The sequence below is a fragment of the Pseudomonas sp. OA65 genome, from assembly GCF_017498305.1.
GTDB lineage: Bacteria > Pseudomonadota > Gammaproteobacteria > Pseudomonadales > Pseudomonadaceae > Aquipseudomonas > Aquipseudomonas zanjanensis.
The window spans coordinates 1-24,754 of record NZ_JAGDEZ010000016.1 but is presented as its reverse complement, the minus strand read 5'-3'; the positions used below and the strand labels follow the sequence as shown (position 1 = coordinate 24,754).

The following is a 24,754-nucleotide window of genomic DNA, read 5'->3' as shown; positions in this document are numbered from 1 at the left end:
ACAGTTACGACTGCCGGTCGCGAAACAGATCGCGAACGAAAAACGCCACGAAGCGTTTTCGCCGAATAAAAACAATAAGCGGAGTCTTCACCATGCTGTCCATGCAGCCCCAGGCCTTCAGGCCCGCCCCTCTCTCCCGTCCCAAGCAGACTACCCTTGCCTGTACCGCCGCCTGCGCCGATTTGCATCGACGACAAGGTGCGTGGGCGCAACGTGACCTGCCGCGTCTTTGAAACGCTGCGCAGTCGCGCTACAGCTTCAAGCTTGCAATGCCCCCTTTACAACACACAACAACAACTCCTGTGGAGACAACAATGAACCTATCACTGCGTAAAGTAGCCCTGGCCGCCGGATGCCTGATGTTCGCCGGACAATTGCTCGCCGCTGATCCATCCAAAGAACCCAAGCGCCCCGAATGCATCGCCCCGGCAGCACCGGGCGGCGGTTTCGACCTGACGTGCAAGCTGGTGCAAAGTGCACTGGTCAATCAGAAGTTGCTGAGCAAACCCATGCGGGTGACCTACATGCCCGGCGGTGTCGGGGCGGTGGCGTACAACGCAGTGGTCGCCCAGCGTCCGGCCGACGCCGGTACGCTGGTGGCCTGGTCCAGCGGTTCGCTGTTGAACCTGGCGCAAGGCAAGTTCGGTCGTTTCGATGAAAGTGCCGTGCGCTGGCTGGCTGCCGTCGGCACCAGCTATGGCGCCATCGCCGTGAAAAGCGACTCGCCCTACAAGAACCTCGATGACCTGGTCCAGGCCCTGAAGAAAGACCCGGGCTCGGTGGTGATCGGTTCCGGCGGAACCGTCGGCAGCCAAGACTGGATGCAAACCGCCCTGATCGCCAAGGCTGCCGGCATCGACCCGCGCAAACTGCGCTATGTGGCACTCGAAGGCGGTGGTGAAATCGCCACGGCCCTGCTCGGTGGCCATATCCAGGTGGGCAGTACCGACATCTCCGACTCCATGCCGCACATCCAGAGCGGTGACATGCGTCTGTTGGCGGTGTTCTCCGATAAACGCCTGGACGAGCCGGAAATGAAAGACATTCCGACCGCCCGTGAACAAGGCTACGACATTCTCTGGCCGGTGGTCCGCGGCTTCTATCTCGGGCCAAAGGTCAGCGATGAAGACTACGCCTGGTGGAAAGACACCTTCGACAAGCTGCTGGCTTCCGAAGAGTTCGCCAAGTTGCGTGACCAGCGCGAGTTGTTCCCGTTTGCCATGACCGGCCCGGAACTGGACACCTATGTGAAGAAGCAAGTGGCTGATTACAAGACGCTGGCCAAAGAGTTCGGCCTGATCCAGTAACCGTCTCTGTTCTCGCGGCGGCGCCGGTACTGTCGGCGCCGCCCAGGAGTTAGTCATGCTCACCATCCAACGAATTTTTGCTGCAGTGCTGTTGCTGGTCTGTATCGGCCTGGCGCTGATGGCCTGGCCCTATCAGGCCGCATTTTCCTACGAACCGGTCGGCCCGCGGGCCTTTCCCCTGCTGATCCTCGGGCTGATGGGGCTGGCGCTGCTGTACATGCTGTTTCGGCCCACGCCCGTCGTGCACAGCGACGACGACCCGCATCTGGACCGCGAGACCCTGCAGAAGATCGGCATCTGCGTGGCGCTGCTGCTGGTCTTCGCCGGCACCTTCGAACCCCTGGGCTTCATCGTCGCCAGCATCCTGATCGGGGTGCCGATGGCGCGCCTGTATGGCGGTCGCTGGCTACCGAGCGTGGTGATCATCAGCCTGATGGCCATCGGTCTTTATCTGTTGTTCGACAAGCTGATGGACGTGCCGCTGCCCCTGGGCCTGCTCGACGTCCTGGAGAATTGATATGGATACCCTGAATTATCTCGGCCAGGGTTTTGGCGTTGCACTGACTCCCTACAACCTCGTCACGGCACTGACCGGCACCTTGATCGGCACCGTGGTCGGCCTGCTGCCGGGCCTGGGTCCGATCAATGGCGTGGCGTTGCTGATCCCGATTGCCTTCGCACTGGGGCTGCCGCCGGAATCGGCGCTGATCCTGCTGGCGGCGGTGTACCTGGGGTGCGAATACGGCGGACGCATCAGCTCGATCCTGCTCAACATCCCCGGTGAAGCTTCCACCGTGATGACCACCCTCGACGGCTACCCGATGGCTCGCCAAGGCCTGGCCGGGGTGGCGTTGTCGCTGTCGGCGTGGAGCTCGTTCATCGGCGCGTTCATCGCCACCTGCGGCATGGTGTTGTTCGCACCGCTGCTGGCCAAATGGGCGATTGCGTTCGGACCGGCGGAATACTTCGTCCTGATGGTGTTCGCCATTGTCTGCCTCGGCGGCATGGCCGGCGACCGACCGCTCAAGACCTTCATCGCGGCGCTGATCGGCCTGTTCCTGTCCAGTGTCGGGATCGATGCCAACAGCGGCGTCTACCGCTTCACCGGTGACAACATCCACCTGACCGACGGGATTCAGTTCGTCGTGCTGGTGTTGGGCTTGTTCTCCATCAGTGAAATCCTGTTGCTGCTGGAGAAAACCCATCGCGGCCAGGAAGCGGTAAAAGCCACCGGTCGGATGATGTTCAACTTCAAGGAAGCGGCGTCGGTGTTCTGGGTGAACATCCGCTGCGGCGTGCTCGGTTTCATCATGGGCGTATTGCCTGGTGCGGGCGCGACCCTGGCCAGTGCCGTGGCCTACATGACTGAAAAGCGCATGGCCGGTGCCAGTGGCACGTTCGGCCAGGGCGACAAGCGCGGCCTCGCCGCCCCGGAAACCGCCATCGGCGGCGCAGCCTGTGGTGCGCTCGTGCCGATGCTGACCCTCGGCGTTCCCGGCTCGGGCACCACGGCGGTGATGATCGGCGCGCTGTCGCTGTACAACATCACCCCCGGTCCCCTGCTGTTCCAGCAGCAGCCGGACATCGTCTGGGGCCTGATCGCCTCGTTGTTCGTCGCCAACATCATGCTGGTGATCCTCAACATCCCGATGATCCGCGTCTTCACCCGGATCCTGGCGGTGCCGAACTGGGCACTGGTGCCGGTTATCGCGATCATCACCGGGATTGGCGTCTACGCAGTGCATGCCACCACGTTCGACCTGTTCCTGATGATCGGCATCGGCATCTTCGGCTACATCCTGCGCAAGTTGGATTTCCCACTGTCGCCGGTCCTGCTGGGCTTCATCCTCGGCGGGCTGATGGAGCAGAACCTGCGGCGTGCGCTGTCAATTTCCAACGGTGCGCTGGAGATCCTCTGGTCGAGCCCGATCACCTTCGGCTGCTGGATCCTGACGGCGATCATGTTGTTCCTGCCGCTGCTGCGCATCTGGCGTCGTCGCAGTGCCCAGCGCCGTGCCCTGGCCAATGTCTGAGGCAACAACCTTCAGACAATGGTGGGGAACACCGCTGGTCGGTCTGGCCGGCGGTTACCTGGCCAGCCTGATTGGCTGGCCTTTGCCCTGGATGGTCGGCTCGCTGTTGGCGATCATCCTGGTGCGCTGTCTCACGCCGTGGCAATTGATGGAAATCCCCGGCGGCCGCAAATGCGGCCAATGGGTGGTGGGCATCGGTATCGGCCTGCACTTTACGCCGGTGGTGATGGAGCAAGTCCTGAGCCACTTCGGCCTGATCTTCTTCGGCGCGCTGATCACCAGCGTGTCCAGCGTGGTGAGTGTCTGGCTGATGCGTCGCACCGGCGAGGACCGTGCCACCGCGTTCTTTTCGAGCATGCCCGGCGGTTCCGGCGAAATGGTCAACCTCGGCGCCCGCAACGGCGCGGACCTCAGCCGCGTTGCAGCGGGCCAGAGCCTGCGGGTGCTGGTGGTGGTGCTGTGCGTGCCGGCGGCGTTCAAGTACCTGTTGGGTGAAGGTACGCCGATGCAACACGCCACGACGGTGGACTGGCTGTGGCTGGCGATCCTGTTCCCGGCGGGCGCCCTGCTCGCCTGGGTCTGGGAGCGCTTGCGCCAACCCAATCCCTGGTTGTTCGGGCCGTTGCTGGTGAGCGCAGCGGTGAGTGTCGGTTGGGACCTGCACATTGGCCTGCCCAACGGCGCCAGCCAGCTTGGCCAGTGGCTGATCGGCAGCGGGTTGGGTTGTCATTTCAACCGGCAGTTCTTTCGTCGGGCGCCATCGTTCATGGGGCGCACCTTGGTTGGCACGGTGTTGACGATGCTGATCGCCACACTTGCGGCCCTTGGCTTGAGTACCTTGACCCACCTGGATCTGCGTTCGTTGACCCTGGGCATGATGCCCGGCGGCATCGCGGAAATGAGCCTGACGGCGGAGACGCTGCAACTGTCGGTGCCGTTGGTCACGGCGTTGCAGGTGATGCGGTTGTTGTTCGTGCTGTTTCTGGCGGAGCCGTTGTTCAGGTATTGGATGAACAGGCCGGGTTCGGACTTGTAGACCGAGTTGTCTTCATCGCGAGCAGGCTCGCTCCCACAGGGGCTTTGCGGCGTACAAAAATCCGGTGTCCACTGAAGATCAATGTGGGAGCGAGCCTGCTCGCGATGGGGCCCGCTTGACTAGCGCATCAAACCGGCGGTAACCGCCATTCGATCGGCTGCTCGCCATGCTGCTGAAGAAACTTGTTGGTCCGGCTGAAATGGCCGCAGCCGATGAAGCCTCGGTGGGCCGACAGCGGTGATGGGTGGACCGAGGTCAACACCAAATGCTTGGTCGCATCGATCAGCTTCTGCTTGCTCTGGGCATGGGCGCCCCACAGCAGGAACACCAGGTTCGGCTGGTGTTCGCTGACCACTTCGATGACCCGGTCGGTAAAGTGCTGCCAACCTTTCTTGGCGTGGGCGTTGGCATTGGCGCGCTCCACGGTGAGGGTCGTGTTGAGCAGCAACACGCCCTGGTCGGCCCAGCTTTGCAGATAACCGTGATTCGGGATGTCGATGTTCAGGTCGCGCTTCAACTCCTTGTAGATGTTCACCAGCGACGGCGGCGTCGGCACGCCCGGTTGCACCGAGAAGCACAAACCATGGGCCTGGCCTGGGCCGTGGTACGGATCCTGGCCGAGAATCACCACCTTGACCTTGTCCAGCGGCGTGGAATTGAGGGCGTTGAAAATCAACGGTGCCGGTGGATAAATTTCCTTGCCGGCGGCGTATTCACTGCGCAAAAACTCACGCAACTCCGCCATGTAGGGCTGGTCGAACTCGGCACGCAGTGCCTGCTTCCAGCTCGGTTCGAGTTTGATACGGTCGTCAGCGGTCATGGTTGCATCCGGTAAAAACAATGGGCGCACCCTAGGAAAGCCTACAGGGCTTGTCAATTGATCCGACGTAGAACCGGCACTTTCCCACGCAGCGGTCATACTGAACATTCAAATTTCCGATCGAGGTCCCGATGAATCTGCACTTCGAAGAACTCACCGGCATCGACGGTGCCCGTATCGGCATCGCCACGCTGGATGCCGAAAAATCCCTGAACGCCCTGTCCCTGCCCATGATCAACGCCTTGCGTGATCGCCTAGATGCCTGGGCCCGAGAGCCGCAAGTCGTGTGTGTGCTGTTGCGTGGCAATGGCGCCAAGGCCTTCTGTGCCGGCGGCGAAGTGCGCAGCCTGGTGGAGGCCTGCCGCGCGCATCCCGGCGAAGTACCGCCGCTGGCAGCACAATTCTTCGCGGCGGAATACCGCTTGGACTTCAACCTGCACACCTACCCCAAGCCCCTGCTGTGCTGGGGCCACGGCTATGTACTGGGTGGCGGCATGGGGCTGCTGCAAGGCGCCAGTACCCGCATCGTCACACCCAGCAGCCGCCTGGCGATGCCGGAAATCAGCATCGGCCTCTACCCGGATGTCGGCGCCAGTTGGTTCTTGTCGCGCCTACCCGGCAAGCTCGGGCTGTTTCTCGGCCTGACCGGCGCCCACATGAACGCCCGGGACGCCATTGACCTGGGCCTGGCCGACCGCTTCTTGCTGGATGAACAACAGGACGATCTGATCGAGGGCCTGCTGCAACTCAACTGGCAGGAGCAGACCGAGATGCAGCTCAACAGTTTGCTCAAGGCTTTGCAGCAGGAAGCCATCACCCAACTGCCCGAAGCCCAATGGCTGCCGCGGCGGTCGAAAATCGATGAGTGGTTGGATGTCAGCGATGTGAGCTGCGCCTGGAAAGCCCTCAGCCTGTTGGTGGATCATCCTGATTCACTGATCGCGCGGGCCGCCAAGACCATGACCGAAGGCTCGCCGCTGACCGCTCATCTGGTTTGGGAGCAAATCGCCCGGGCCCGGCATTTGTCCTTGGCCGGTGTGTTCCGGATGGAATACACCTTGAGCCTCAACTGCTGCCGCCATCCGGAATTCAGCGAAGGCGTGCGTGCGCGATTGATCGACAAGGACCACAAACCGCGCTGGCACTGGCCGGACATCAACCATGTGCCCGAAGCCGCGGTCCAGGCGCACTTTCACAAAGCGTGGGAAGGGCGGCATCCGTTGGCGGATTTGTCCAACGAATAGAGCCTAGGCGACACTTTTTCGCAATGATATCTGTGGGAGCAAAGCTTGCTCGCGATAGCGGTATGTCAGTCACAGAGAGGCTGACTGGTCCTATGTCATCGCGAGCGAGCTTTGCTCCCACAAGCGTTATCCCAACAAAAGTTATCCGACAGGTTTTATGGCAGGCACAAAAAAGCGGCGCTTCATGCGCCGCTTTTTGCTGCCAGTCCATTACCGATGATTGCCCCGTCCATCATGACCCCGTCCCCGATGATCATGCCCACGGTCACGTCCGCCCCGGCCACGACGGTCGTCGTTCCAGCCGCCCCGATCACGGCCGTCCCAGCCGCCCCGGTGAGGGTAAGGCCGGTACGCCGCTCGCGGTGGCGAGTAATGGCGTGGGCCATGTTGGTAGTAACGCGGTGCCGAGTAATAGCGCGGCGCCGGTTGGTAATACCGCGGAGCGTAATAGCCGCGCGGTGCCGAATAATAACTCCCGCCACCGCTGTAATAGACCGGCGCCGGTGAGGTGTAGACCTCGGAACGGTAATAGCTCGAGTCTCCGTCGTAATAAGGCACGCAGGCCGAAAGAGTTAGACCAAGAAACGCAATGAGCAGCAGTCGTCGATACATGGCGGCCTCCTGGACCGCGAATGGGCCACATCAGCGACGCTGATGGGCGGCAGTCAACGTTGTGTGACTGACACCTACTCAGACAGCAGAATCGTAATCTGGTGCGTCTGTGCAATAAGTTGAAACATGTAGCGCTTTGCCCAGTTTCGGCCACCCTTTTGAATGCCCCCACAAACGTGGCAAATCCGACTGTCTTTTCCCACAAGGCCACTAAACTGATTTCATTGGGTCTGCGCCAAGGGAATCGCCATGTCGCTCCGTTCGCCGTTGTATTCCCAGCGCAAGCCGCTCCTGGCCGTGGTGGCGCTGCTCGGTTCTGGTTTCCTGATCATCACGTTGCTGGGCTATTACGCGGCCCATGTCTCGGAGCGTGACCACATTCTCAAGACGCTGTTCGTGAACCTGCTAATCGGCGTGCTCGTAACACTGGCGGTCCTGGCCATCCTTTATAGGTTGATCAACAGCTATCAGCAGCGCATCGACGCCCAATCCACCCTCGATGGCCTTACCGAACTGCCGAACCGCCGCGGCTTCGACCTGCTGGCCGTGCAAGCCCTGCACGAAGCCCAGCGCGAGCCCAAACCCTTGACGGCGCTGCTGGTGGAGCTCGACGACTTCAAGCGGCTGGACACCACCCATGGTCATATCGCAACTGATCAACTCCTGGGCGGATTCGCCCGCGACCTGACCGAAAGCCTGCGGCATTCGGACATCGTTTGCCGTTGGAGTACCGACGCCTTCGTCGTCCTGCTCAAGGACACCGATGGACAGACCGGTCTGAAAATCGCAGAAAAGATTCGTCAGCACATCGAAAAGCAGCGCTATTTCTGCAGTGGAAAACAATTGCGGGTCACCGTCAGCCTCGGCCTCACCACCCTACAGGACGAAGACACCTTGCACAGCCTGCTGTCGCGGACCGATCATGCGCTGCAACGCGCCCGGCAAACCGGGTGCAACCGAACCTGTGTGGAAATGCCTCACTCCAGTTATGAATAAACCCGACCTTTGCCCGGCCTGCGGCGGCGCCAACGACTGCTCCCTGGCCGACCCTCGAACCGCCGACCGGGTCTGCTGGTGCTACAGCGTGAGCATCGACCCGGCCGTACTCGAAGCATTGCCGGCCGAGCTGCGGGATCAATCCTGCCTGTGCCCACGGTGCGCGCAGGTCGAAGCCCAGTTACGCGCCAAGCCCTGGCCAATCGCGTAAGATGCCCGCCCTCCGTTGCCCTGCCTGAACTGCCCATGCGCGTCGACCGTTTCCTCAGTAACCTGCCGCGATTCAATCGCCAACAAGTGCGCCTGTTGCTGGTGGAACGCCGAGTGCGAATCGACGGCCAGACCGTCAACGATCCCCATACCCCCGTACGGGAATTCAGTCGCGTCGAAGTCGACGACGAAGTGCTGCAAGCCGGCCGAACCGCGCGCTACTTCATGCTGCACAAGCCGCCCGGCTGTGTCAGTGCCACGCGCGATCCGCAACACCCGACCGTTCTCGACTGGCTGGACGAACCGGACAAGGACGACCTGCACATCGCCGGTCGCCTGGATTTCAACACCACCGGGCTGATGCTGATCACCAACGATGGAACCTGGTCCCGACGCCTGACCCAACCACAGACCAAACTGCCCAAGGTCTACTACGTCGAGACCGAGCAAACCATCACCGCCGAATACACCGACACCTTCGCCCAAGGCCTGTACTTCGCCTTTGAAGACCTCACCACCCAACCGGCAGAACTGATGCTGCTGGGGGAAAAATCGGCGCGCTTGAGCATCGTTGAAGGGCGCTACCACCAGGTCAAACGCATGTTCGGCCACTTCAACAACAAGGTGCTGCGCCTGCACCGCGAGCGCATGGGGCCGCTGGTGTTGGACGCCCATTTAGCGCCTGGCCAATACCGCGCCTTGAGCCTTGAGGAAGTCCAGCTCATCTGAGCCCGCTACCGCTGGGCAGAAGTGTCGAACAATTTTCCGATAGGGACTTGCGCAACGGTCGCCCCCCTGCTTGAATCAAACCGTCGGCCGAAATGTGACCGATGAGTCACCTCATACCTCTAAGAAACTTTTTGCCGGCGGGAACCCTCAGGTTCCGCCTTATCCGCCCGGCAAACTGCCCGCCATAACAATACCCGTCGACCGGCTTTCATGGATCGACATGGGCCTTATCTTCCAGGCGTATGCCTACCTGTCACATTGCCCGTGCAATCTTATTGCGCGCATACCCGCTTGCCAGGAGTCTTATGACATGAGGCCAGAAATCGCTGTGCTGGATATACAGGGTCAGTATCGGGTTTACACGGAGTTCTATCGCGCAGACGCCGCACAAAAGACCATCATCCTGGTCAACGGCTCAATGGCCACTACCGCGTCGTTTGCACAGACCGCCAAAAACCTCTACCCGCAATTCAACGTCGTGCTGTACGACCAACCCTACGCGGGCAAGTCCAAGGCCCACAATCGGCACGAGAAAATGCTGACGAAGGAGATCGAAGGGCAGATCCTCCTGGAACTGATCGACCACTTCGCCGCCGAGCACGTGCTGTCGTTTTCCTGGGGCGGTGCCGCCGCCCTGAGCGCCCTGGCCCAACGGCCACGGCGCATCGAAAAAGCGGTGATCAGCTCGTTCTCGCCGGTGCTCAATGCGCCGATGCGCGACTATCTTGAGCGCGGTGTGGATTACCTCGGCAGCCTGGACGGCGACCGTGTCGGTCACTTGGTCAACAGCACCATCGGCAAGCATCTGCCGCCGCTGTTCAAGCGCTTCAACTATCGCCACGTCAGCAACCTGGCCGAGCATGAGTACGGACAGATGCACTTCCACATCACCGACGTGCTTCACAGCGACCAGCAGTGCTATGTCAACGCGGCCAAGAAAATCAACGTGCCGGTGCTGTTCCTGAACGGCGAATGGGACGAATACACCTCGGCCGACGACGCCAGGCTGTTCGCCAACCACGTCGAGCACAGCACCTTCAGCACACTGCAAGCCACCGGGCACTTCCTGGACATGGAACACAAAGCCGCCTGCCGCGACAGCCGCAACGCCCTGATGGGTTTCCTCACGCCGGAACACCACGAAAGCCGACCGCGCTACAGCTACGTGCAGGGCTACCATGCACTGGCCATCTGAAACCGAGTCCTGGCGAGCAAGCCCCTTCCCCCCTTCAGCACAGGGGCTTGCCCGCCAACGACCGCTCTGGTTTGAGGCTCGCGTAGACGACTGGTCGCACACGATGCGAAGAAAAACTTCAAATTCGTGTCCACATCTGGTACAAAGTCAGCCGCTCTGAGCGGGTGTCGTATAATGGCATTACTCCAGCTTCCCAAGCTGATAACGAGGGTTCGATTCCCTTCACCCGCTCCAATCGAATTCTGGTCCCGCGTTGTGCGTTTTTGACGGGGGATTAAAAAAACCGGCTCTTGGTGGCCGGTTTTTTTTGGTCTGGTGTTTTGTGGGGTTTTGCTCCCGTGGTGGTCGCGCCGAGGATCTACATGTCGATCTGCTTGTGAAGCGCATGGATAATTCTGGGCGCCTCTACAAGGCTGGCGTTGACAAGATCGACTACCATATCCCCGAGAAGCATACGCGACACGATCTGATGGCCATGCTTGGGATAAATGACGGAGCAACCCCATGTTTACCATGAAACTCGGATCCACAAAGGAGTCCACGAGTCCATTCGCAGACTTCATTCGTAATGCGAAATCGGAAGAAAAAAAACGCGTCTACAGTGAAGTACTGACCGAAGCCACCAAAAAACAGAATGAAGTAATGTTGGCTGCCCGAGCAAAGCAAGCCTGATCACGTTGCTGGATTCCAAAACTGCCCGGCCGACCGCCGGGCTTTTTCATTCTGCCGTAACCTGCTTTCACGCTCTGGCGCCTACGGGCACGCCGGCAAGTTTGTAAAGCCGACTATGGCCAGCGGGACGTTGCGCAACCTCAACAACGGGACCTTTGCAGGAAAAATAGACAATTGTCCTGAGAACAATGAGTCCCGTGGCGAGGGAGCTTGCTCCCGCTTGAGCGCGAAGCGCTCACAAGAGGGGCTGCTGCGCAGCCCAGCGGGAGCAAGCTCCCTCGCCACGTCTCGCGTCCCCCGGCAGATTTGTAGGTAAAATCCGAGAATTGCGTAGGGGGCGCGCTTACTTTGCTTTTCGGCGAGTTTCGCCTTGTTGCCCTTGCCCTTCGATGGCTACTCTCCAGATGTCGCTGCAAATTCAGCGATCGGGCCTAGGAACCCGTTGAATTCAAGGCGCACAGCGCCCATAAAATTGCAGGCGCTTTTTGTGTTTGCGATGATGTTTTATGGCGACTGTGCGTGGGACACCCTCGGGTGTGCCGGGTGCCTTGATTCCCGGTTCCTAGCCCACGTACGGTCGCCACCCGAATCTAGGAAAGGATGGCGGCGGTTTCCCAAGTCAAGGAGTGAAACAATGCGAAACGTAATTCCATCCTATCTACACGCTTACCGAACCAAGCCTCAGCTTCGGGCCAACGACCTTCCGTTCTTCGGAGGCAGGCCATGAACGAAAACACTGAGTTAAAAACCATCGGCTACACCCCCTTCAACTATTCCGCTGATCGAGCGTTGTTCCGTGTCAACGGCGGCGTACCCATCCAAGAGGCATTGGAACGGGCGTCAGATCTTTTGCATCTTGCTCACCGGTTGGCCGAAGACGCGGCGTTTGAAAAGAGCACCGACCGATACGCCTGGGCTGCGCACTTTTTGTTGGAGATGAGCAAGGCGGTGATTGATGACGTTGTGAAAGTCATTACGCCAAGACCAGCGGCTGAGTCCAAGAAAAAATCCGAGGCACAGTAGATCGACAGTAAGTCCTGAGAATGGGGACATAGGGAACCCCATCCGACAGACAGCGCTAAGCCCTGCTTCTTTCGCAGTGGGGCTTAGCAATACCGACCTCCCTAGAGGCTCAAGCATGGGAAGCGTTCGAAAAACCATCACCGTTGCCAATCAGCGTGCTCAGGAACGTAATGCCGAACTGAAGGATATCCGCTCGGCCCTTGAAGACGGTGAGTCCAGCGGCCCCCCTCGCCCATTCAATTCCGACGCCTTCAAACAGCGAATGTCATTAGGACGTGGATAAATCCCCATCGTAAAAACTATTCAGCCCCAGGCAAATGCCCCAACGGCAACGCCCCCGGCGTCTTCACAGTATTAATCGCAAAGTTACTCCGGATATCGCTGATCCCAGGCAATTTCAACAACTGCCCCGTGACAAAACGGTCATAAGCCCGCAGGTCCGGAACCACGACTTGCAATAGAAAATCCGCCTCGCCCGATACCAGGAACGCCGAGATCACTTCGGGCAATGCCGTCACTGCCTGGCGAAATGCTTCGGCTCGCTCGTCGTTGTGCCGTTCGACCTTGACGCCGACGAAGATCGTCAGCCCGAGGCCCACTTCGTCGCGGTCCAGGACGGCTTGGTAACCACGAATCACCCCCGCTTCTTCGAGCATCCGCACACGGCGCAGGCAGGGTGAGGGGGACAGGCCGATTTCTTCAGCCAGTTGCACGTTGCTCAGGCGGCCGTCGCGTTGCAGCGCGACGAGGATTTTGCGGTCGAAGGCGTCCAGTTTCATGAGTTGGCATTTTCCGATTGGATGACGCAGATGTTTGGCAGGTTATGCCAATTCCAGACGCTTTAGAAGCTGTCTTCGCAACCACCTGCCCTGCCCGTCAGCCATAGACTTGGCACTTGCGAATCGTTGATCAAAGGGGTGTGGCATGGCAGGGCTCGGGTTGTTTTTGATGGCGTTGACGGTGGCGTATCTGTTGCCCGGGCCGGACATGATCCTGCTGCTGCAAACCGGTGCCCGTCAGGGCAGGGGCGCGGCGTTAGCGACGGCGGTGGGCCTGGGAGTTGCTCGTGGATGTCATGTTGCGCTGGCGGCACTGGGGCTTTCGGCCTTGTTCAAGACCGCGCCATGGACCTTCGATGTCGTGCGCATGGCCGGTGCTGCCTACCTGTTATGGATTGGCTTTCAATGCCTGCGGACCACGTTGCTGCCGAGCTTTGAAGGCGCCACTGTCGAGGTTGGAAAACGGCATTATTACGAGGCCATTCGACGCGGGCTGCTGACGAACCTGCTCAATCCCAAGGCCTTGCTGTTTTGCTCGGTATTGCTACCGCAATTCATCGATCCGCAGGCCGGGCCGGTGTTGGGGCAGTTCGCGATCCTGGGCGTAGTGCTGGTGGGCGTCGGCCTGCTGTTCGACTGCGCCTACGCGTTGGTCGGCGTCGCACTCGGGCGCTGGCTTCAGCGCTCGCCTTCGGCCCAGCGCGTGCAGCAGTGGTTGTTTGGGAGTCTTTTGATTGGGTTTGCGGTACGACTGACGTTTGTGCAGCAGTCATAGTTCCGGTGGATAAACTGATCGGGCTCGCGAGTGAGCGCCAGGCAAACTGAGCCAATATCCGGGGCTGCTTCGCAGACGAATGCGTCGGGTCAGCTTGCGATGATGTTGACTGTGCCGCTGCCATCGCGAGCAGGCTCGCTCCCACATTTTTCCGAGTTGTTCTCAGGAACGCATTCACCACAAATCCCCGTGGGAGCGGGCTTGCTCGCGAAAGTGGTGTGTCATTCAACACTGATCTTGGCTGACCCGACGCATTCGCAAGCAAGCTCGCCCACACAGTTTTTCTTAGTCACGCCAGGGCTATGACATCTATTTATCTTCAGACTTGGACTCCTGCATCTGCACCGAAGACTTGGTGCCGTCAGTATTGTCCTTGGTCTCGTTATCCGAGTTGTCGAAGCAGCCATGCAGGGCAAACAAGCAGCAGGCGAGGCAGAAGGTGCGGATGAAATTCATGGTGTACTCCAATCATGAGAACGTTCAGAAGTGACCTGCAAGAGACCCAATGGTTGCGAATGACCATCGTGGGGGCGATGAATGACGACGGATATTTGCGACTTGCTGTTTCACCGCCTCGTTGCCGTCGCACTCGACAGGCGCAATCCTAGTTGATCGCCGACGGCTGGCCCAATGTGTCACGTACGGCACCGATCAAGGGCCACGTCGCAATCATGAAGGTTGGCGGTTTGAAATAATGCCACTTCCTTTCTCCGTCACTGGGTCAGTCCTGGCAGAACAACCGCTCCTGAGAAATAACTTGTTAGACATTGAAAAACAATGCAACACAGGCTCCCAACACAATCAGAACAAACAAAACTATTATTCAGACAGATAACACTCACCCGCGGAACTTACCATCAACAACGTACAAACAAACGCCCACCGACGAGCAACCACATCAAGCCTTAAAAACTTACAAATGAAAATTTGACACCCAAAACAAACTATCATTTTATATGGCAATACATTTTCAAGGCACTGAAAACCCCACCCAAGAAACAACGATCATTGACTACTCTTTGGTGTAGTACACGCCAGACCCAAAAGGATATATTTCATGTTGACACCCTTCTCTGCAGCCACTTGAACGTACGTCATATTCATATCAAACCCATTTTCGCAACACTACATTCGAGGGTATTGCCGTGTCAGAGCGCATCAAAGTAGTTATTTCCGGAGCTGATCGCCTGGATCAAAACCAAATCTGTAAATTTAATTCAACGCATTACGACGTAAACTTGATCCATGAATCATTTCCTGATCAGGCGCGGATTATCTCTGCAATCACCGAGGCACATATTTACATTCAAGCCGGTGAGGAAATATTGACCGAAGAGATTCTCCAGCACGCCGGCCAATTGCAGCTCGTGGCATGCCTGGCTACGGGGGCCGAGCACTTGGTCGATATTGACGCAGCTGACCGCCTGGGCATCCCTGTTACCAATACGCCAGACTTGAAAGTGATGTACGAAGCCATGGGCGAGTTCCTCATAGGATTGGTTATCGGGCTAAGAAGAAAATTGATCTACTTCCACACCGAACAGAAAAAAGGTCGCCTGCATGAAATGGATACTCCGCTTCTCAAGGATGCGGTGATTGGCATCATCGGTTTGGGCAGGGTCGGCTCCCGGGTTGCCCGGATGATGCACGATGCGTTCAAGTCCAGAATCGTCTACACCGCTAACTCGCAGAAGCCCGACATCGAACGCGATACCCAGGCCCAACGCTTGTCGATGGCCTCCTTGCTGGAGAGTAGTGACGTTGTGATTCTGGCCTGTCCGTACAACGACTCCACCTTGGGTCTCATTGGAGAGCAGGAAATTGCCCTGATGAAATCCTCGGCCATTCTGATCAATACATCAGAGGCCTCGTTGGTTGATGGCCGGGCGCTCTACAAGGCCCTGCTCGAGCAGAAAATTGCAGGGGCCGCGTTCGACGACAAGAACTGGGATATGCCACCACTCATCAAGAATGGCGAGGCGATCAATATGCCGATCGCCATGCTTGAGCTGCCTGATGACCGTTTCATCTGCACCCCCTACATAGGTGCGTCGACCGCTGCCGTGTGGGATGAGATGGCGGGCGTGGCAATCAGCTCGGTTATGCACTATCTCAAGCATGGGACAGACGAACATCTTTACAACCGGAACCTGGATATGGCCAAGCATGCACAACGTGCCAGCGCTGTTTCATTCCACGCAACAGTACTGAAAGACTGAGTGGTGTGAACAACGCTATAACGCAACAACGTCTTCAGCGGACTTAAGCTACTTAAATTGGTGGAGTGAATTGGAATTACTCTCCTCCACCGCTTTTATTCGGTCGTCGTCGTTCGCGGCCGACACACACCTCATGTAACGGGGGAGAACGCCCGGTGGCTTGGGCGCCAACTATTTAAGTTGGTAGTCGTGAGTTCGAATCTCACTCTCCTCCACCATTTTTATTCGGCCGCGATTGCTTCGCGCTCGAGAGACAACGCATGTAACGGGGGAGAACGCCCGGTGGCTTGGGCGCCAACTAATTAAGTTGGTAGTCGTGAGTTCGAGTCTCACTCTCCTCCACCATTTTTATTCGGCCGCGGTTGCTTCGCGCTCGAGAGACGACGCATGTAACGGGGGAGAACGCCCGGTGGCTTGGGCGCCAACTACTTAAGTTGGCAGTCGTGAGTTCGAGTCTCACTCTCCTCCACCAATTATCGGAAACTCGGCTTGTTCAGCTCAGCGAGAGACAATTTGAACAGCTTGCAAGCACTTATATTTTCTCGTCTGTGCTGATTTGAATGAAAGGATGCAGGATATGCACTGGGTTGCAGAGGGTCGGCGCATCATCAAAGTTGCGGTACCACTTTCAATCGTCTATCTGATTGAAAGCATGATGGCATTCGTTGACTCCGTATTCATGGGCCGTTTTCGTGCGGATGAAATTGCAGGCTATGGTTTAGGCGCTCGCATTGTTTTCGACGCCGCCAATGTCATTTGCTTGTGCGTCATTGGCATGGTTGCGGTTTTTTCAGCCAAGTACGACGCCATTCAGAACAAACGGGCCGTGGAAGTGCATGTGCAACATGGTTTCTACATGTGCGTTCTACTTAGCCTTCCAGTCGTTCTGGTGACATTGAACCTTGGCAGCTTGCTGCTTGCCTTCAATATAGACCCAGCGGTGTCTTTCCAGGCTGATCAATACGCACAAGGCGCGGTCTACTCAATCTTGCCGTTAGCGTTGTTCTGCGTCCTGCGGGACCACTCGGCGGCGGTTTCCGACTTTTCGTCCATTTTCTACATCACGCTGTTTGCCAGCGTATTTAAAGCGGTGATTTCCTACGCACTGATTCTCGGTGAGTTCGGTTTTCCGCGGCTGGGTGCATACGGTGCGGGGCTTTCGACCTCCTTGGTAAGCTGGGGAATGCTGGCGGCGGAGATCGGGCTCTACTCCCTGAGCAATCGCAGATCCGCCAAGGCATACGCTATCTTCACGGGCTGGGCGGCACCTAAACTTTCCCTGATTAAAAAATACCTGGCGATGGGGTTGCCACTTTCCGCCAATAGCTTAGTCATTTCACTGATGTTCATCGTCCTTATGTTCTTTACAGAGAACGTGGGCACGTTGGAGCTGGCAGCGGCACAACTGGTGTTCTCCTATATCTATCCAGTATTCATGTTGGTTGAAGGGGTTCGTGAAGCCATTGCCATTCGTGTCGCTCAAGAGCATGCGTTGGATAACGTGCACAAGGTGCGGAAACTGACGGCGGCGGCATCCATGGTCGGCATGCTGTTCTTGTTGCCCTTTACCTTTATTGTGTTTTTCGACTCGACCTTGGTCGCATCCATGTTCTTCGATGTCAAAGACCCGTCGAACTCTGATCTTCTAACCCAGTTCAACCTGATTGTTTGCCTCGCGGCGCTGAGCATCGCCGTTGAGTGCGTCCAGGTCATCCTGCTGGGCGCATTGAAGGGCTTGGAAGATACCAAGGTACCCTTTCTTATCAATACCACTACCGCCTGGTTTATCGGCGTGGCCGGCGGATATCACTTGGCGTTCAACATGGATCAAGGCGTAGTCGGCCTATGGGTGGCGCTGATACTCAGCCATCTCCTTTCGCTGCTTATGCTGATGGTACGGCTGGTACGGGTCACCAAACCCAACAGTCCGTTACTGAGCGCAAGCCCTACACACGACTAGTCGCTACATTCATCACGCCTATCGAGACAGGCCGAGAGGCTGATCATCAAGCTTTTGCAACCATCACCGGTTGGTATGAGAGGAAATGCGTATGCGTGAAGTACTGGCTACTTACATCGACGCTTATGAAGTTGCAATCAACTGCCTTGAGCAGCTCCATGGCGCCGAGCTTGCGACGGCGGTAGGTGAATTACTGTCGCGGATTGCCGCCTGCGATGATGTACTGGTCAACAATGTACTTAAATACCATGGCCATGTACTTGAACTCAACGATGAGGAATGGGCGTGGTTCTTGCCCGGCATTCTTGAGTTGGAACGCAACAGCGCCTTTGTCGCGGCGTATCTGATAGAAAAGATCCCGCTGCTCAAGCGTCACTTGGATATGCAGGCGTTCATGGAATTCCTCCTGGCCATCAAGGATCAATCTGCACGCGGTCTGTCCTACCTGATCGGCACATCCGACTCTGCCTCGTGCGATGATCTGGAGTCGATCCTTGAGGCCGTAGGCGTGGCATATTATCAGGCCGTCATGGACTGCGTGCTACGCCACAAGGATGCATTAGGCCCTTGCTGCGCCCCTTTGCTCATCCATATCAAGAACTACTATCGGCACTTGCCTGCCACGGACCTGGATGCGCTGGTGGCATTGGTTTGCGCCGTACACGCTCGTTATGGCAGTTTTGGTGCCGTTGCGTTGCTGGAAAATGCCGATGCGGTATTTGAACACCATAGTATTCAGACGGTACACAAACGTCTCGACGCGCTGTCAGATGGAAATGTCGACTACTTCCATTATCTGTTGGCCAATGGTTTGCCGGAGGTTGGGGCGGGTCGTACCATCACCGCTTCGCTTGAGCAATTGGATGCAGCGAGTCTGATCTCGCATATCGATGCACCTGGGGTATTCGATGGCGGGTTAATCTCCGCGATTATTTCGAATATAAATTTTATGGACTCCCATACCATCGAGAACATGCGGTACCAGTTGGCGATTGGTGATTTCAATAGATGGTTCGAACAGCACCATGCTTTTGTCAATGCACGCGCGTACATCACCGATTCTTATGCTGGCGCCTGGTTTTTACCGTTCAACTATTGGGGCGGGGAAATGGGTATCGCCCGTTTCAGGGCGCTGATAGGACAGGCTATAGAAGCGACCTACGACAAAGGCGCCCGGCAAACCTTGGTGTACCAGAACAAATCATTGTTCGACCGACATGCCGAGTACACCGAAACCCGCTTGCGGTCAATGATAGATGTAGCCTTCCCCAAAGACGGCATTGGATCGCCTGAACCAGAAAATATTAAAAGTATCAGAACCTACCTCGACGATAAGGATTGGGAGGGTTTGAGGGAACGTCAATCAAGGCAGCGGGGCTTCATTAGTACCTGGAACAGAAACCCATGGCAGGACTACAGTCGCTCCGACGAGTTTTATTCCTGTACCGGTATCGGTGACTACGCTGTCCACAATGCCCCAGGATATTTGGTTGAGCCGAATTTATGTCGCCTGTATGTCTGGTATCAAGGGCGGCGCATTGGCCGTATTAATCTGATTGCCGTGGCAGATGTCAAAGGTGTGCCCGGGCTACTGCTTGACGGCGTCGAGGGCGGCGGCCGCTTGCTGCAATCTGAAGAACGGGTGCGGGACATCTTGGACAGCGTTGCTGAATTCGCCAAGCGCTGTGGATTGAGCGCCTATTACATTAACTGCAAGGCGACCTACAACAATGTCCCAAAGCAGTTCATAACCCAGGCGATTTTTCATATGGGGCTACCGGTGAAGCCTCGTTATCTGCGGCGCTTTTATCAGGGGATGGAAATCTATCAGGCGATGCCGCATGGACTCATACCGTTCTTCGAATCTTTCGGGAACAACCTGTCCGGTATAGTTAGCTGCCTCAAAATAAAATTCGATTGATGAGGGTTTCAGGGGGATCTGCGGCAGAAGCACTGGTTGCGACTGTCATCGCGCCGGACGATGAACGAGGAGGGACCGGCTGAAATGTAAGTAGAATTTTCGCCGACTCGTTGCTGTCACACCAGACAGGTGCATCCAATAAGGAAACACGGCAATGACGTTCGCAAAAATCGCGCAAAAACTAGCCCTTTGGGCGGGGAGCCCCAAAACCTTTCTAGGCGCCATCGTGTTGCTGTCGATCTGGGCCGCCAGCGGACCTTTCTTCGGCTTCAACGACACCTGGCAATTGATCATCAACACCTCGACCACCATCATCACTTTCCTGATGGTGTTCCTGATCCAGAACACCCAGAACCGCGATACGGACATTTTGCATTTGAAAGTGGATGAATTACTGCGGGCCACCAAGGACGCACAAAACGCAATGCTCGGCCTCGAGTCGCTGGACCTCAAGCAACTTGAAGCGCTGCGCAAGCGCTATCAAGACATGGGCAAGGACGAAGCCAAGGGCCTCGATGGCGTGGAACAAAAGAACAAGATCGACCTGAACCAGTGCTGATGCCTAGGCGCGAGTGGCGTCAACCACTCGCGCATTTGTCAGGCATCAAGGCAACGGGTTACCACCCGTCACGCCAAATACTTCCCCGGTGATATAGCTCGATTCCTGCGATGCCAGCAGGACATAGAGCGGCGCGCACTCGGCCGGTTGGCCTGGGCGCTTCATCGGTACCTGGGAGCCAAAGGTGGGAATCTTTTCCCGAGGTTGACCGCCGCTCGGTTGCAGCACGGTCCAGATCGGCCCCGGTGCCACGGCATTGACCCGAATGCCCTTGCCAATGACCTGCCCAGCCAGCGCCTTGGTAAACGCCACGATTGCCGCTTTGGTGGTGGCGTAATCCAGCAAGGTCGCGGACGGGTCGTAGGATTGGATCGAGGCGGTATTGATAATGGTCGCCCCTGCCGGCATCAGCGGCACCGCCGCCTTGCAGATCCAGAACATCGCATAGATGTTGGTCTTCATGGTGTCGTCAAACTGCGCCGTGGTGATGTCGGCGATGTCTTTTTGCGCTTCCTGCTTACCGGCAACGTTCACCAGGATATCCAGCCCGTCGAGCTGTTGTTGCGCCATCTTGACCATTTGCACACAGAACGCCTCGTCCTTGAGGTCGCCAGGAATCGCAATCGCCTTGCGCCCCTCGGCTTCGATCAACTCGATGACTTGCCGGGCGTCGCGCTCTTCGCTGGGTAGATAGTTGATTGCCACATCGGCGCCTTCCCGGGCGTAGGCGATGGCCGCGGCGCGACCAATCCCCGAGTCACCGCCGGTGACCAAGGCCTTGCGCCCCTCGAGGCGACCGAAACCTTGATAGCTTTTTTCGCCATGATCAGGTTGCGGCAGCATGTCCTGATCGATGCCAGGTGGCGATTGCGGTTGGTCGGGAAATTCCGGGCGCGGATACTGGGTCAGTGGGTTCTGCATCGCGTATTGGTTGGGTTCTCGGCGTGTGGACATCGAGGTTCTCCTTTTCGGCGGGCAAAATCTGCCGGGACGCTGACGCCCCGGCCCTGAATGTAAAACCAGGTGCGACAGATCAACGGCTAGCCTGCAACGCCCTGGCCATTTCGAGATGGGTCTGCAATTTAGGCAAGGTTTCGTCGGCGAAAGCCTTGATTTCCGGCACTTCGGTGGTCTGGGCCTCCTGCTGGATCTGCGCGATGGCCTCCTCGGTCGCCTTGATCTGGCTGGCGGCATACGCGGCCTCGAACGACTCGCCCTCCTGTACTTGCGGGATCAGGGTTTTGGCCTTGTCAGCCACTTCTTCCCGGGGGGCGACAGGCAAGTCGAGCTTCTTGGCGATCTTCGCCAGATGTTGATTGGCAGTGGTACGGTCGTTGATCACCATGATGGTGTAGTCCTTGACCTCCCTGGATTCGGCTTTCCCATGGGCCATGCGACTGGCCTCAATGTCGGCCATGCCTTTGGCAGACGCATCGTTGATGAATTCGACAGGCGATTGGGCCCAAGCACTGTTGGCACCCAGGCCCATCAGGACGACGAGACTGGTGGTGCGAAATAAACTGGCCATACGGCTCATGATCGCGCCCTCCTCTGATAAAAGTTCTAGTGGGTTATCCAACTTGAATCAGAACCACCCATGAGTGTTCAGCGAGACGTCCGGCCCGGTTTTCGGCCAATTTCGGCTTTCGACGGGTTTCTATCGACGGTCGTGATGGTGGTTCTCCCACTTTTGCGACCTGCTTCGGACACCTTCGTTCGATCACGGGCATTGTTTGTCGGATAAATACTGCTTGAACCAGACATGGTTCAGCCCTCCGTATTCGTGCATGCCGGGCGCGCGGGCCCTGTCTTGTATTCGAAGGGGATGCGGGCTGAAGGTTTGAGAAAGCTGCGGGCGCCACGACGAACGGTGACCCGCTTTCAGATGCCGAACGCCCGGTGATTGTGGCGTTTGGCGGCGTACATCGCCTCGTCGGCGTGGCGGAACAGGGCGATGTCTTCAGTGCCATGGTCGGGGAAGCAGGCCACGCCGATGCTCGGTCCGATGCTCAGGCAATGCCCGTCCAGGCGCAGCGGCTGGGCCAGTGCATGGTGGATTTTGTCCTGCACACGATGGGCATCCTCCAAGGCCTGGATGCTGTGCAACAGGACCACGAATTCATCTCCACCAATGCGCGCCACAGTGTCGGTGTCACGGATACACCCTTTCAGACGACTGGCCACCGCCTGCAGCAGCATGTCCCCCACGCCGTGGCCATAGGTGTCGTTGACCTGCTTGAAACGATCCAGGTCGATATACAGCAAGGCCATGCGACCGGACGCAGCACGAGCAGCCGCCACTGCGCATTTGAACCGTTCACGAAGCAATTCGCGGTTGGGCACTTGGGTCAACTGATCGTACTGAGCCATGTGCTGCAACCGGGCGTGCAACTGCTTGCGCTCGATGGCGACGGTGATTTGTGCGCAGACGTATTGCAGCAGCTCCTTGTCCTGTTCGGTGTAGCGTTCGTTGTCCGGTGCACTCTTGACGATCAGCGCGCCAATCGTGCCGCTCTGTGAGTTCAGCGGCACACCCAGCCAACACGGCGCGTCCGGTTGCGCCACCAAGTCGTCGAACCCCGCAGGCAACGCGCTGCCACCGGGCGTCAGGAGGATCGGCTGGCCACTGCGAATCACCTCGGCGCACAAACGCCCGGTGACCGTGCCCGGCAATTCGGGCTGCCCTTCCCGATCATCGACGTGATAGGGGAAGTTCAACTGTGAGCATTGTTCGTCATACAGCGCCACCGAGAAATTCAGCGCCGGCAGCCACTCGCCAATAATCAGGTGGATACGCTTGAACAGCGCCAGCAGGTCTGCCGCGGCATGGGCTGCCTCGGAAATCGCATATAACGCCGCCTGTCGGGACTCGGCCTGCTTGCGTTCGGTGATGTCCCGGGCTACGGCAATGCGCAATTGGTCCGCCGACGACCAGCGCGCCGACCACAGGATGTGCACCACCCGACCGTCCTTGCGCAGGTAGCGGTTCTCAAAATTGAGCTTGGGCTCGCCATCCATGATCTCCCGCGCCGCCTCGAGGGTCCGCTGGCGGTCGGCAGGGTGCACCAGATCGATCATCGGCTGGCCGATCAGTTCCTGCGGGGTGTAGCCGAAAATACGCTCGCAGGCGGCACTGACAAACACGAAACGCCCTTGGCCGTCGACGGCACACACGGCGTCCAGCAGAAGGTCGATGTAGCTGGCCAGCGGCGCGGAACTTGAAGTGTCCATGGGGCTGGTGGTCATCCGGGTAATGCAGCGGTGAACGAAGCGGGTGATGGTCAGTTCGTGACGCCGATGCAACGGGCGAGACTGAGGCGGCCAATACCAGTGAGGATAGCGCAGGCAATCAACCGTAGGGGATGAGCATCGATATCGAGACGAACATTCACACAGACGATGAAGACCAACGGGGCTGGCGACTCTCCAAGAACGTGTAGTATGTTGTATTACAAACCACTACATAGAGACCATCATGTCCATCATGTCTTTGCGATTGCCCGATGAAGTCGCCGAAACCCTAGCGGTATTGGCCAAGGCTACCGGGCGCAGCAAGTCATTCCTGGCAGTCGATGCGCTACGCGAATACCTGGCCCGTGAAGCTTGGCAGATCAAGGAAATCCAAGAAGCCCTGCATGAGGCAGATGCGGGTGATTTCGCCAGCCCCGAGGATGTCAACGCGATTGCCGAAAAATGGATGAACGATGCAGGTTGAGTGGCTACGTACTGCCCTCAAGAATCTGGACGACGAAGCCGCCTATATAGCGTTGGGCAATCCAAAAGCAGCGGCGCACTTCGTCAAGGCAATCCTCACGAGCGTCGAGCAACTCGCCCAATTCCCAGCGTCCGGTCGTGAAGGCCGCCTGGCGGGGACCCGTGAATGGGTTGTCCCCGACCGTCCGTACCTGATTCCCTATCGCGTTCGCCACGGACGCGTGCAAATCCTGCGACTGTTCCATACGCGGCGGCTGCCGCCCAACGCCTGGTAGGCCAATCACTCGATTCGACACCGCCCCATCACGGCTCCGTAAAAAACACCATGCCGGCATACGGTGCCTGCCGACAAGCCTTCAACCGCGACGCGAGGTCGCCGACATGGACCTCCAGCTTGTGCCCGTCCGGGTCGAGAAAGTAGAACGAATCCCCCTCACTGCGGTTGTCTCGCCACGACGACACCTGGGCCGCGTTCAGCCGTGCAACCAGTTGCGGCAAATGCTCGGCGCTGATGCTGAATGCGTAATGGGTGTAGTCCGCGGTCGGCTCGAGCCTGCGCAGCGGATCGAGCGACAGGCACAACCACAACCCCGGCAGCGACAAATACGCCCCGCTGTTCCATCTGGCCTCAAGACGCAACTGCAACAGCTCGCCATAAAAAACCACGCTGCGATCCAGATCGGCGACCGCAAGGGTCAAATGATTGAGGCCTGAGAGCATCATCAAGCTACCTTTCAGAAAAAAGTGATAACCCAGCGGGCTTGGGGCAAATCCACGGTACTCCGAAGCTCCGACACCATCGATGGATTCCCCGTCCAAGGTCCTAGTGGCCTGTGTGGCTAATTCGTGCACTCAACTTCGGCGCCAGAACTTGCCAGTCTGCGTTGCCATTCCTCGCCGTAGCGGGCTACGACTCGTCATGGCGCCTTGCCTGGCAAGCCCTGGCACTC

26 protein-coding genes, 4 tRNA genes and 1 pseudogene are annotated in these 24,754 nt (G+C 57.9%); 23 read left to right on the top strand and 8 right to left on the bottom strand.

The window, feature by feature from the left end; all coding sequences use genetic code 11:
- Nucleotides 1-314: 314 nt before the first annotated feature.
- From J3361_RS15460 to J3361_RS15445, 4 genes are read left to right on the top strand one after another with little or no spacing between them, the layout of a single operon-like run.
- Entirely contained in the window at nucleotides 315-1,307 is a 993-nt protein-coding gene (locus J3361_RS15460; RefSeq protein ID WP_207965318.1) for a tripartite tricarboxylate transporter substrate binding protein, read from the top strand.
- A 55-nt stretch (nucleotides 1,308-1,362) separates the two neighbouring features.
- Entirely contained in the window at nucleotides 1,363-1,824 is a 462-nt protein-coding gene (locus J3361_RS15455; protein WP_207965317.1) for a tripartite tricarboxylate transporter TctB family protein, read from the top strand.
- Between the two features lies 1 nt (nucleotide 1,825).
- Nucleotides 1,826-3,340 (top strand): tripartite tricarboxylate transporter permease, encoded by a 1,515-nt coding sequence (locus J3361_RS15450; RefSeq protein ID WP_207965316.1) that lies wholly within the window; start codon nucleotides 1,826-1,828, stop codon nucleotides 3,338-3,340.
- Nucleotides 3,333-4,376 carry an AbrB family transcriptional regulator gene (locus tag J3361_RS15445; RefSeq protein WP_207965315.1) on the top strand — a complete coding sequence of 348 codons (1,044 nt, stop codon included), beginning with the start codon at nucleotides 3,333-3,335 and terminating at the stop codon, nucleotides 4,374-4,376. The genes J3361_RS15450 and J3361_RS15445 overlap by 8 nt, the downstream gene beginning before the upstream one ends.
- 127 nt (nucleotides 4,377-4,503) lie before the next feature.
- On the opposite strand, the gene ung is transcribed toward J3361_RS15445, so the two are convergent.
- On the bottom strand, nucleotides 4,504-5,196 hold the full coding sequence (ung, locus tag J3361_RS15440) for a uracil-DNA glycosylase (RefSeq protein WP_207965314.1): 693 nt from the start codon (nucleotides 5,194-5,196) through the stop codon (nucleotides 4,504-4,506).
- 131 nt (nucleotides 5,197-5,327) lie between these two features.
- Here ung and J3361_RS15435 point away from each other — a divergent pair, with 131 nt between their 5' ends.
- A complete protein-coding gene (locus J3361_RS15435; RefSeq protein ID WP_207965313.1) occupies nucleotides 5,328-6,440 on the top strand; it encodes an enoyl-CoA hydratase/isomerase family protein in 1,113 nt (370 codons plus the stop codon).
- A 210-nt stretch (nucleotides 6,441-6,650) separates the two neighbouring features.
- Here the strand turns inward: J3361_RS15435 and J3361_RS15430 are convergent, their stop codons facing one another.
- Nucleotides 6,651-7,052 carry a hypothetical protein gene (locus J3361_RS15430; protein ID WP_207965312.1) on the bottom strand — a complete coding sequence of 134 codons (402 nt, stop codon included), beginning with the start codon at nucleotides 7,050-7,052 and terminating at the stop codon, nucleotides 6,651-6,653.
- Between the two features lie 378 nt (nucleotides 7,053-7,430).
- Here J3361_RS15430 and J3361_RS15425 point away from each other — a divergent pair.
- The 8 genes and pseudogenes from J3361_RS15425 to J3361_RS15390 form a co-directional block, all read left to right on the top strand.
- Nucleotides 7,431-8,048 (top strand): annotated as a pseudogene (locus tag J3361_RS15425) (GGDEF domain-containing protein); the annotation flags it as partial.
- Entirely contained in the window at nucleotides 8,041-8,259 is a 219-nt protein-coding gene (locus J3361_RS15420) for a cysteine-rich CWC family protein (RefSeq protein WP_207965310.1), read from the top strand. The pseudogene J3361_RS15425 and the gene J3361_RS15420, both read left to right, overlap by 8 nt.
- A gap of 35 nt (nucleotides 8,260-8,294) precedes the next feature.
- Complete coding sequence (locus tag J3361_RS15415) at nucleotides 8,295-8,987, top strand: pseudouridine synthase (protein ID WP_207965309.1); 693 nt, start codon at nucleotides 8,295-8,297, stop codon at nucleotides 8,985-8,987.
- Between the two features lie 310 nt (nucleotides 8,988-9,297).
- The gene (locus J3361_RS15410; protein WP_207965308.1) at nucleotides 9,298-10,182 is read left to right on the top strand and encodes an alpha/beta hydrolase; all 885 of its coding nucleotides are present in this window, start codon (nucleotides 9,298-9,300) and stop codon (nucleotides 10,180-10,182) included.
- Nucleotides 10,183-10,342: 160 nt separating this feature from the next.
- Nucleotides 10,343-10,416 (top strand) — tRNA-Gly (locus tag J3361_RS15405).
- 270 nt (nucleotides 10,417-10,686) lie between these two features.
- Nucleotides 10,687-10,854, top strand: coding sequence for a hypothetical protein (locus J3361_RS15400; RefSeq protein WP_003198738.1), 168 nt, complete (start codon nucleotides 10,687-10,689; stop codon nucleotides 10,852-10,854).
- 723 nt (nucleotides 10,855-11,577) lie between these two features.
- Nucleotides 11,578-11,877 carry a DUF3077 domain-containing protein gene (locus tag J3361_RS15395; RefSeq protein WP_014337003.1) on the top strand — a complete coding sequence of 100 codons (300 nt, stop codon included), beginning with the start codon at nucleotides 11,578-11,580 and terminating at the stop codon, nucleotides 11,875-11,877.
- A 115-nt stretch (nucleotides 11,878-11,992) separates the two neighbouring features.
- Nucleotides 11,993-12,160: a type II toxin-antitoxin system ParD family antitoxin gene (locus J3361_RS15390; RefSeq protein WP_186704524.1), complete on the top strand. Its 168-nt coding sequence runs from the start codon at nucleotides 11,993-11,995 to the stop codon at nucleotides 12,158-12,160.
- A 16-nt stretch (nucleotides 12,161-12,176) separates the two neighbouring features.
- Here the strand turns inward: J3361_RS15390 and J3361_RS15385 are convergent, their stop codons facing one another.
- Nucleotides 12,177-12,656, bottom strand: a complete 480-nt coding sequence (locus J3361_RS15385; RefSeq protein WP_207965307.1) for an Lrp/AsnC family transcriptional regulator — start codon at nucleotides 12,654-12,656, stop codon at nucleotides 12,177-12,179.
- A gap of 145 nt (nucleotides 12,657-12,801) precedes the next feature.
- Between J3361_RS15385 and J3361_RS15380 the strand changes: the two genes are divergently transcribed.
- Nucleotides 12,802-13,431: a LysE family translocator gene (locus tag J3361_RS15380; protein WP_207965306.1), complete on the top strand. Its 630-nt coding sequence runs from the start codon at nucleotides 12,802-12,804 to the stop codon at nucleotides 13,429-13,431.
- Nucleotides 13,432-13,740: 309 nt separating this feature from the next.
- Here the strand turns inward: J3361_RS15380 and J3361_RS15375 are convergent, their stop codons facing one another.
- Complete coding sequence (locus J3361_RS15375) at nucleotides 13,741-13,887, bottom strand: hypothetical protein (RefSeq protein WP_207965305.1); 147 nt, start codon at nucleotides 13,885-13,887, stop codon at nucleotides 13,741-13,743.
- A 689-nt stretch (nucleotides 13,888-14,576) separates the two neighbouring features.
- Here J3361_RS15375 and J3361_RS15370 point away from each other — a divergent pair.
- The 7 genes from J3361_RS15370 to J3361_RS15340 all read left to right on the top strand — a co-directional run bounded on the left by J3361_RS15370 (nucleotide 14,577) and on the right by J3361_RS15340 (nucleotide 20,090).
- A complete protein-coding gene (locus J3361_RS15370) occupies nucleotides 14,577-15,650 on the top strand; it encodes a D-isomer specific 2-hydroxyacid dehydrogenase family protein (protein ID WP_207965304.1) in 1,074 nt (357 codons plus the stop codon).
- A gap of 140 nt (nucleotides 15,651-15,790) precedes the next feature.
- A tRNA-Lys gene (locus tag J3361_RS15365) sits at nucleotides 15,791-15,868 on the top strand.
- A gap of 49 nt (nucleotides 15,869-15,917) precedes the next feature.
- A tRNA-Asn gene (locus tag J3361_RS15360) sits at nucleotides 15,918-15,995 on the top strand.
- Nucleotides 15,996-16,044: 49 nt separating this feature from the next.
- Nucleotides 16,045-16,122: transfer RNA gene (locus J3361_RS15355), tRNA-Lys, on the top strand.
- A gap of 105 nt (nucleotides 16,123-16,227) precedes the next feature.
- Complete coding sequence (locus J3361_RS15350) at nucleotides 16,228-17,610, top strand: MATE family efflux transporter (protein WP_207965303.1); 1,383 nt, start codon at nucleotides 16,228-16,230, stop codon at nucleotides 17,608-17,610.
- A gap of 91 nt (nucleotides 17,611-17,701) precedes the next feature.
- Nucleotides 17,702-19,531 (top strand): hypothetical protein, encoded by a 1,830-nt coding sequence (locus J3361_RS15345; RefSeq protein WP_207965302.1) that lies wholly within the window; start codon nucleotides 17,702-17,704, stop codon nucleotides 19,529-19,531.
- 154 nt (nucleotides 19,532-19,685) lie between these two features.
- Entirely contained in the window at nucleotides 19,686-20,090 is a 405-nt protein-coding gene (locus J3361_RS15340) for a low affinity iron permease family protein (RefSeq protein WP_207965301.1), read from the top strand.
- 45 nt (nucleotides 20,091-20,135) lie between these two features.
- Here the strand turns inward: J3361_RS15340 and J3361_RS15335 are convergent, their stop codons facing one another.
- The 3 genes from J3361_RS15335 to J3361_RS15325 all read right to left on the bottom strand — a co-directional run bounded on the left by J3361_RS15335 (nucleotide 20,136) and on the right by J3361_RS15325 (nucleotide 23,321).
- On the bottom strand, nucleotides 20,136-21,044 hold the full coding sequence (locus J3361_RS15335; protein WP_207965300.1) for an SDR family oxidoreductase: 909 nt from the start codon (nucleotides 21,042-21,044) through the stop codon (nucleotides 20,136-20,138).
- A 79-nt stretch (nucleotides 21,045-21,123) separates the two neighbouring features.
- Complete coding sequence (locus tag J3361_RS15330; RefSeq protein ID WP_207965299.1) at nucleotides 21,124-21,627, bottom strand: DUF4142 domain-containing protein; 504 nt, start codon at nucleotides 21,625-21,627, stop codon at nucleotides 21,124-21,126.
- 344 nt (nucleotides 21,628-21,971) lie between these two features.
- Nucleotides 21,972-23,321 carry a GGDEF domain-containing protein gene (locus tag J3361_RS15325; protein WP_207965298.1) on the bottom strand — a complete coding sequence of 450 codons (1,350 nt, stop codon included), beginning with the start codon at nucleotides 23,319-23,321 and terminating at the stop codon, nucleotides 21,972-21,974.
- 244 nt (nucleotides 23,322-23,565) lie between these two features.
- Here J3361_RS15325 and J3361_RS15320 point away from each other — a divergent pair, with 244 nt between their 5' ends.
- Together J3361_RS15320 and J3361_RS15315 are read left to right on the top strand one after the other, a co-directional pair.
- Nucleotides 23,566-23,805 (top strand): ribbon-helix-helix protein, CopG family, encoded by a 240-nt coding sequence (locus J3361_RS15320; RefSeq protein ID WP_207965297.1) that lies wholly within the window; start codon nucleotides 23,566-23,568, stop codon nucleotides 23,803-23,805.
- Complete coding sequence (locus tag J3361_RS15315; RefSeq protein ID WP_207965296.1) at nucleotides 23,795-24,079, top strand: type II toxin-antitoxin system RelE/ParE family toxin; 285 nt, start codon at nucleotides 23,795-23,797, stop codon at nucleotides 24,077-24,079. Before J3361_RS15320 ends, J3361_RS15315 begins: the two co-directional genes overlap by 11 nt.
- Nucleotides 24,080-24,107: 28 nt before the next feature.
- Here the strand turns inward: J3361_RS15315 and fos are convergent, their stop codons facing one another.
- Nucleotides 24,108-24,524 carry a fosfomycin resistance glutathione transferase gene (gene fos, locus J3361_RS15310; RefSeq protein WP_207965396.1) on the bottom strand — a complete coding sequence of 139 codons (417 nt, stop codon included), beginning with the start codon at nucleotides 24,522-24,524 and terminating at the stop codon, nucleotides 24,108-24,110.
- Nucleotides 24,525-24,754 lie beyond the last annotated feature (230 nt).

What these genes read in the sequence shown, in the direction of transcription:
- ung (WP_207965314.1), bottom strand. Translation starts at nt 5,196, where the DNA reads ATGACCGCTGACGACCGTATCAAACTCGAACCGAGCTGGAAGCAGGCA.
- J3361_RS15390 (WP_186704524.1), top strand. Translation starts at nt 11,993, where the DNA reads ATGGGAAGCGTTCGAAAAACCATCACCGTTGCCAATCAGCGTGCTCAG.
- J3361_RS15415 (WP_207965309.1), top strand. Translation starts at nt 8,295, where the DNA reads ATGCGCGTCGACCGTTTCCTCAGTAACCTGCCGCGATTCAATCGCCAA.
- J3361_RS15335 (WP_207965300.1), bottom strand. Translation starts at nt 21,044, where the DNA reads ATGTCCACACGCCGAGAACCCAACCAATACGCGATGCAGAACCCACTG.
- J3361_RS15385 (WP_207965307.1), bottom strand. Translation starts at nt 12,656, where the DNA reads ATGAAACTGGACGCCTTCGACCGCAAAATCCTCGTCGCGCTGCAACGC.
- J3361_RS15450 (WP_207965316.1), top strand. Translation starts at nt 1,826, where the DNA reads ATGGATACCCTGAATTATCTCGGCCAGGGTTTTGGCGTTGCACTGACT.
- J3361_RS15345 (WP_207965302.1), top strand. Translation starts at nt 17,702, where the DNA reads ATGCGTGAAGTACTGGCTACTTACATCGACGCTTATGAAGTTGCAATC.
- J3361_RS15410 (WP_207965308.1), top strand. Translation starts at nt 9,298, where the DNA reads ATGAGGCCAGAAATCGCTGTGCTGGATATACAGGGTCAGTATCGGGTT.
- J3361_RS15460 (WP_207965318.1), top strand. Translation starts at nt 315, where the DNA reads ATGAACCTATCACTGCGTAAAGTAGCCCTGGCCGCCGGATGCCTGATG.
- J3361_RS15350 (WP_207965303.1), top strand. Translation starts at nt 16,228, where the DNA reads ATGCACTGGGTTGCAGAGGGTCGGCGCATCATCAAAGTTGCGGTACCA.
- J3361_RS15395 (WP_014337003.1), top strand. Translation starts at nt 11,578, where the DNA reads ATGAACGAAAACACTGAGTTAAAAACCATCGGCTACACCCCCTTCAAC.
- J3361_RS15380 (WP_207965306.1), top strand. Translation starts at nt 12,802, where the DNA reads ATGGCAGGGCTCGGGTTGTTTTTGATGGCGTTGACGGTGGCGTATCTG.
- J3361_RS15325 (WP_207965298.1), bottom strand. Translation starts at nt 23,321, where the DNA reads ATGGACACTTCAAGTTCCGCGCCGCTGGCCAGCTACATCGACCTTCTG.
- J3361_RS15455 (WP_207965317.1), top strand. Translation starts at nt 1,363, where the DNA reads ATGCTCACCATCCAACGAATTTTTGCTGCAGTGCTGTTGCTGGTCTGT.
- J3361_RS15330 (WP_207965299.1), bottom strand. Translation starts at nt 21,627, where the DNA reads ATGAGCCGTATGGCCAGTTTATTTCGCACCACCAGTCTCGTCGTCCTG.
- J3361_RS15340 (WP_207965301.1), top strand. Translation starts at nt 19,686, where the DNA reads ATGACGTTCGCAAAAATCGCGCAAAAACTAGCCCTTTGGGCGGGGAGC.
- J3361_RS15400 (WP_003198738.1), top strand. Translation starts at nt 10,687, where the DNA reads ATGTTTACCATGAAACTCGGATCCACAAAGGAGTCCACGAGTCCATTC.
- J3361_RS15430 (WP_207965312.1), bottom strand. Translation starts at nt 7,052, where the DNA reads ATGTATCGACGACTGCTGCTCATTGCGTTTCTTGGTCTAACTCTTTCG.
- J3361_RS15435 (WP_207965313.1), top strand. Translation starts at nt 5,328, where the DNA reads ATGAATCTGCACTTCGAAGAACTCACCGGCATCGACGGTGCCCGTATC.
- J3361_RS15315 (WP_207965296.1), top strand. Translation starts at nt 23,795, where the DNA reads ATGCAGGTTGAGTGGCTACGTACTGCCCTCAAGAATCTGGACGACGAA.
- J3361_RS15445 (WP_207965315.1), top strand. Translation starts at nt 3,333, where the DNA reads ATGTCTGAGGCAACAACCTTCAGACAATGGTGGGGAACACCGCTGGTC.
- J3361_RS15375 (WP_207965305.1), bottom strand. Translation starts at nt 13,887, where the DNA reads ATGAATTTCATCCGCACCTTCTGCCTCGCCTGCTGCTTGTTTGCCCTG.
- J3361_RS15420 (WP_207965310.1), top strand. Translation starts at nt 8,041, where the DNA reads ATGAATAAACCCGACCTTTGCCCGGCCTGCGGCGGCGCCAACGACTGC.
- J3361_RS15320 (WP_207965297.1), top strand. Translation starts at nt 23,566, where the DNA reads ATGTCCATCATGTCTTTGCGATTGCCCGATGAAGTCGCCGAAACCCTA.
- fos (WP_207965396.1), bottom strand. Translation starts at nt 24,524, where the DNA reads ATGCTCTCAGGCCTCAATCATTTGACCCTTGCGGTCGCCGATCTGGAT.